The 5,370-nt window shown below is 36.1% G+C and carries 6 protein-coding genes; 5 read left to right on the top strand and 1 reads right to left on the bottom strand.

Going from position 1 to position 5,370, the window contains the following annotated elements:
* Window positions 1-473: 473 nt before the first annotated feature.
* The 5 genes from DK207_RS15475 to DK207_RS15455 all read left to right on the top strand — a co-directional run bounded on the left by DK207_RS15475 (window position 474) and on the right by DK207_RS15455 (window position 4,315).
* Window positions 474-677, top strand: coding sequence for a hypothetical protein (locus DK207_RS15475; protein WP_109441954.1), 204 nt, complete (start codon window positions 474-476; stop codon window positions 675-677).
* A gap of 13 nt (window positions 678-690) precedes the next feature.
* The gene (locus DK207_RS15470) at window positions 691-966 is read left to right on the top strand and encodes a hypothetical protein (RefSeq protein WP_109441953.1); all 276 of its coding nucleotides are present in this window, start codon (window positions 691-693) and stop codon (window positions 964-966) included.
* A gap of 158 nt (window positions 967-1,124) precedes the next feature.
* The gene (locus DK207_RS15465; protein ID WP_109441952.1) at window positions 1,125-2,621 is read left to right on the top strand and encodes a virulence factor TspB C-terminal domain-related protein; all 1,497 of its coding nucleotides are present in this window, start codon (window positions 1,125-1,127) and stop codon (window positions 2,619-2,621) included.
* Window positions 2,614-2,901 (top strand): DUF2523 family protein, encoded by a 288-nt coding sequence (locus DK207_RS15460; RefSeq protein WP_109441951.1) that lies wholly within the window; start codon window positions 2,614-2,616, stop codon window positions 2,899-2,901. Before DK207_RS15465 ends, DK207_RS15460 begins: the two co-directional genes overlap by 8 nt.
* Window position 2,902: 1 nt before the next feature.
* Entirely contained in the window at window positions 2,903-4,315 is a 1,413-nt protein-coding gene (locus DK207_RS15455; RefSeq protein ID WP_109441950.1) for a zonular occludens toxin domain-containing protein, read from the top strand.
* Window positions 4,316-4,770: 455 nt separating this feature from the next.
* Here the strand turns inward: DK207_RS15455 and DK207_RS15450 are convergent, their stop codons facing one another.
* On the bottom strand, window positions 4,771-5,103 hold the full coding sequence (locus DK207_RS15450; RefSeq protein WP_109441949.1) for a helix-turn-helix domain-containing protein: 333 nt from the start codon (window positions 5,101-5,103) through the stop codon (window positions 4,771-4,773).
* Window positions 5,104-5,370 lie beyond the last annotated feature (267 nt).

Genomic DNA, 5,370 nt, shown 5'->3' with positions numbered 1-5,370 from the left:
GAATGTGAGTTTGAGTTTAATCTGGAGTTTAGCGGACAGTTTCCTAAGACAACGTTGATCAATGTTACACAGTTGAAAACACCATAACAATCAAAGGCTTACATTACATTACTTCGTATAATGTATAATATGTCAATTAAATCAATAACTTACGGTAATAATGATAATGACACAGTTTACTTATAAGTGCAAGAAGTGCGGTGAAACGTTCAAATCACACGGTTTTTATGCTGTTCATATTTACCGTTGCAAGGGGTAAATGATGGGTAGCTCTTGGCTTTTTATAGCTCTTATCGTCGCTGGTGCTGTCGGTTTTTGCATCGGTTTGTACGTACATCGAGATAAGGATTAAACATGGATCAAGTAGCTGCATACATCATTTGGTATTTGCTTGCGGTTGGACTAATCGCAAATTCATACGTAGTCACTTGTCTAATCAAGTGGGTTATTGAACGTTTTCAGAGATAAAAAGAATGCAAGTTGTCGGATGTAGTCAGTTATCACAACCAGATGCTAATGGCATCCAGCAATGCATTGAATGGGTGGTTGTTTCTACATCCATTTTGCCCCCTTTAACCATCGAACAAGCAACAGTAATGGGAGGTGGTTTTTGGCTCATCTGTGTTGTTGCTAAGGGCTATAGAGAGTTAGCAGACTTTATAAGAACTCTACGTTAATTAGGAGAAGCTCATGGCTTATCAAAATGTACAACCGATTGAACAACAAGAAGTTCATAAAAAAACTTGGTTCCAACGTTTCCGTACTTCAGCGAAGTATAGCTTAGCTGTTACTGCACCAATGGCGCTTATGAACGTTGCAAATGCAGCACCACCTGATGCACCAGATACGGCAGATATTATTGCTTATTTAGCAATTATTGTTGGTGCTGTAGGTGTTGTTGGTGTTGCATGGTTAATGATTCCGCTTGCTGCAAAGGGTATTAAAGCGATCCGTTCAGCATTCTAATCATAGAGCGCGCCACACAACAAAAAATTGCGACCGAGGGCGCGCAGGTCGAATTTTTTTTGTGTGGTGTGCATATGTCAGAATTCTTTCCGTACTTTTATCTTCTTTGTTGGATCATTCCAGCAATCATCATGTTCAAATAATTTAAGGAATTTTATATGCGATTTCTTAAATATTTGGTTTTTATCATTATAACTATTTTACCGATTTTTGCTTTTGCTAATACATGTAGAGAATGGACGACTTATGACGTTTCATTCAATGACATAGGAGATACTTTTAATTATTGGGTATCAAGACAATCGGGTAAAACAAATTTTTCAATCACAGATATAAGATATGGTAACAATGGTACAACTGCGACTGTTAATTATTCATATAAATTCAATACAATACCCACAATTTACAATTCATCAGTCGTATTTAATTCACTTGAAGTACCTTGTACTTGTGCATCCTCAGTTACAACAAAACCAATTAGCGTACCCGGCTGGACAGAATGGGATATAGATCAAATTGAGGCATATCATAATAAAATTGCTGATACAACAGTGTGTTATGATGGATGTCGTTTTAAGAACCCCTCTTTAAGTGGCGAAGGAGGTTCAGATTTAATGAGTTTGTTGTATGGTGATGGTACTAAAGATCAATCATGCCCACCATCTACAGACAAGCCACCAACAATCCCACCTGACGGCTATGAACCACCGAAAGAGCCTGAATGTAAAAATTCAAATGGTAGCGATGCACATTGTCCAAAACCACCACAAGGCTGTCCTTCTGGCTATACAGAACAAACATTTAATGGTGAGTCTATTTGTGTAAAAGACTCAGATCAAATACCAAATCCAAACGATCCTAACAATGATGACAATCAACCGCCAGCATCTGAACCTAATGGCGGAGGTGATAACAATAATGGTGGTGGTGATGTCGATCTAACACCAGTGATCAACGCAATAAATAACTTAAAAACTTCGTTGTTAAATGCGATTAGTACAGTTAATCAATCAATTACAAATGGTTTTAAATCAGTCACAGATACTTTGACTAAGACAAATGAGAAATTAGATATTGCAAATACAAAGTTAGAAAAATCTAATCAACATTTGGATAATATTCACAAAGAATCTGTTAAAACAAACTCAAAGCTTGATGATGTAAGTCAAGGTATTTCAACAACAAATACTAAGCTTGATACAACAAATGAGCATTTAAAGAATATTGGTGATTATACAAAGGCTGCTAGTGAAGCGATTGGCGAAAGCAATAAAAAACTCGATGGCATTAAGGATGCTGTTGAAGGTGCGTATGGCTGTGCAAACGAGAATTACAATCCGAATGATAAAAACTCAAATAAGTACAGAGAATGTACTGAAGAAGATTTAGAAGATGGTAAGCCACAAGACGGCAAAATTGATGTAATTCAACGTGAAATAGAAACTAATTTTGATGGCAATATTATCAGTGTAAATGACCAATGCCCACCACCTTTGGTTATTAGATTCACCCTATTACAAGCACATGAGATTAGCTTTGATTATGATAATTTTTGTGCTGGTGCAGCAATTTCACGACCTTGGGTGATCTTTTCAGGCATGTTGATCGCTTTCTTGATTGTAGTTGGACAATACAGGGGTGGTTCTGATGCTTAGATTATTGAGTCTGTTACTCCCTCACATTGCTGAAAAGGTACTCAGTTTCGCATTTAAAAGGGTTTTGCTAGGTGCTGGTCTAGGGCTTGTCACATTTGGAATTACACAAGGTGTTTATTCAATTCTCTTAGATTACGTCAAAGACAGTTTTTCTAATCTTTCTGCAATTTTTTACTTAATTAATATCTGTGGTTTGGATGTGGCGATTAGCTACATTCTTTCTGCTATTGCGATTCGTTTAACAATGAATGCGGGCAAACTGAGCTTAAGGAAGATATAAAATGCTATATGCAATTATTGGAAAGCCAGGCGAAGGAAAGTCATATTATGCAGTTACTAAAATATACGAATTACAGCAACTTAATTTAGAAAACATAAAAAAGAATGTTCCAATTTTTGAAGAAAACAGGAAGCTGCTCGAAGAGCGCGACTTGTTAATCAAGGATTACACTTTTACTTATGAGATCGGTAATGAATTATTTACAAAAACTTGTAATCATTCATATTTCGACAAATTAGAAGATGGTGAACAATTTGAATATTATTTTGAATATTACTTCTTCTATAACAAGTACATTGATCAAATCTATACTGAAGAACAATTAAAGCTCACAGCAATTCTTCCAGTTCGACAGCTATATTCAAATATCAATGGATTAAAGATTGATTGTGTTTTGCCATTTCCTGACCTTGATTGGATCCGCACCCCTTGGGGATCAGATCATTTCATTGATGAGGTTCGGGATTGCCCACCATACAACTGGGATGGTCGTAAATATTCAGAGCATCGTTTAGTTAAGGGTATGTCTAAAGTACGACATACAGATAAAAACGTATTTTTGATTACTCAAGATTCTGAAGACTTAAACTATTCACTTCGTAAACTGGTGGATAAACTTTACTTTGTGAAGCGACCACCTCAAAAAGTACAGGCCTGTGGTATTTATGTTTTTGATAAGTACCTTTCCGATCCAAGGGCTGCTGCTGACTCAACACGTGATCCAAAGAAATATATAGAGCATTTTGTACTTCCATATCGCAAGAAATTTCAAAGAATGTATGTGAGTGCTTCTTCACATAGTTCTATGAAATTTAATATGTCATGGAAAGTATTTGGCTACATACTATTATTTATTATGATCATTTTTATCACTGTAGTGGGTATAACTAAGATTCCTATATTTAGTTATGCTGTTGATGCATTTAGACAATTATCAGGTCAAGAAACCAATGCGCTTGATCAGTTAAAAACAGGTGTACAACCTACACATTCTCAGAATCCATTTGAGCCAACTGATCAGGAACATGCAGCATCACAGCCAGTTGTAGCAAAACAACAATACACGACCAATGATAATCAGCAATATCAATATGATGTAAGTCGACCGTATGACTTCAATCCTCCAGTGATGTATGAAATACAGCAACGTCCTAGGCTTGCAGGTTGTATAGCGTCAAAATCAACATGTTCATGCTATACGCAACAAGCGACTAAAATAGACATGTCACAGAGCGATTGTAGACGTTATGTCAGCGGTGATCGTCCTTTTGATTACTTTGCTAAAGAACAAGAGCGTCAGTATTCTCATGTACAGGCACAAACGCAACCTGTCATGTATAACCAATCTGCTGAGCAATTTGATGCTGAATATATTGCAAGGATTCAAGAAGCACGTAGGCAAGGACTATTGTGATGATTTGAAAGCATTTCCCTTTGATTACAAAATCCTTAATCCTGATGTGACGAAAAATCAGCAAAAAAGTGTCTTCAGGGGAATTGAGACACAACGTGCTAATACTTTGTTTTAACATAAAATATGAGTGTCTCAAGGCGTAGTCTAGACACTTTGACTCGAGGTTTTATTGCTGCATTTTTAAACATTAGTTTTAATGCTGAGATTGCGCATAATACGACTGCATTATGTTACTTACACTTCACATTGCTACAAATAAAAAGCACTTATGTATATGCATAGGTGCTTTTTAGTTTGTCAATGTTGCAACAATCGCTAGATGCACTGGAGTGTATTTAACATCAATGCGCATTATGCGAAATTGAGGCGGTCAGGGGAGTCCACGTCTATAGTGTGGACTTAACTCCTAAATTTCGGAGTAGATGCCGTCAATTTTCGATTTTACCGATCATTTTTTAATCTAGTTCCTGATTTTTTAATTGCACTATAATCGCTTTAATTACCTTTTTTGCATAATCTCTGTTTTCATATTCAAGCCTTTCTAATTCTCTAAATAAGATTTTTAGGTCTCCATTTTCACCCAGTTCTTCATCGTCAAACAGAATCATATCTGCACTTACTCCAAGGGCAATTATTATTTTTTTTATTGACTGTACCGTAGGGTTCTTAATTTCATCACTCACGATGCTTCTTACCGTTCTTTCGGGCATGTTTGCTTGCTTAGCTAGATCAGAAATATTCATCCCTAATTCTTTGCTTACTTTTTGAATGTTTTTCCCTATGGACATGCTTTTCATTGCCTTAAAACATTAATTTTTATCATTGTATTGCTATTTATTAGCATTCTTATGCAAATTTTTGTTTACATCGGCAATACATTGCCGTTAATATCATTCCATTGCCGAACATCATGCAATACATTGCCGTTTACATTGGGGGGCATCATGAACAAAGAACAACTAGATTTAATAATTAAGCATCGTTCTGAGCTAATGGATTTAATTGAATCTCTTATGCAGGATGATGCAATTGCTTTTACAGACCCATTTCTTCGT

The organism is Acinetobacter haemolyticus (genome assembly GCF_900406815.1).
Taxonomy (GTDB): Bacteria; Pseudomonadota; Gammaproteobacteria; order Pseudomonadales; family Moraxellaceae; genus Acinetobacter; species Acinetobacter haemolyticus_A.
Note: the sequence above shows the minus strand (reverse complement) of the source record. Positions and strands in the feature narration are given on the sequence as shown.

Excerpts from the sequence above, each read along its gene's own strand:
- DK207_RS15475 (WP_109441954.1), top strand. The coding sequence starts at position 474 with ATGCAAGTTGTCGGATGTAGTCAGTTATCACAACCAGATGCTAATGGC.
- DK207_RS15470 (WP_109441953.1), top strand. The coding sequence starts at position 691 with ATGGCTTATCAAAATGTACAACCGATTGAACAACAAGAAGTTCATAAA.
- DK207_RS15465 (WP_109441952.1), top strand. The coding sequence starts at position 1,125 with ATGCGATTTCTTAAATATTTGGTTTTTATCATTATAACTATTTTACCG.
- DK207_RS15460 (WP_109441951.1), top strand. The coding sequence starts at position 2,614 with ATGCTTAGATTATTGAGTCTGTTACTCCCTCACATTGCTGAAAAGGTA.
- DK207_RS15455 (WP_109441950.1), top strand. The coding sequence starts at position 2,903 with ATGCTATATGCAATTATTGGAAAGCCAGGCGAAGGAAAGTCATATTAT.
- DK207_RS15450 (WP_109441949.1), bottom strand. The coding sequence starts at position 5,103 with ATGTCCATAGGGAAAAACATTCAAAAAGTAAGCAAAGAATTAGGGATG.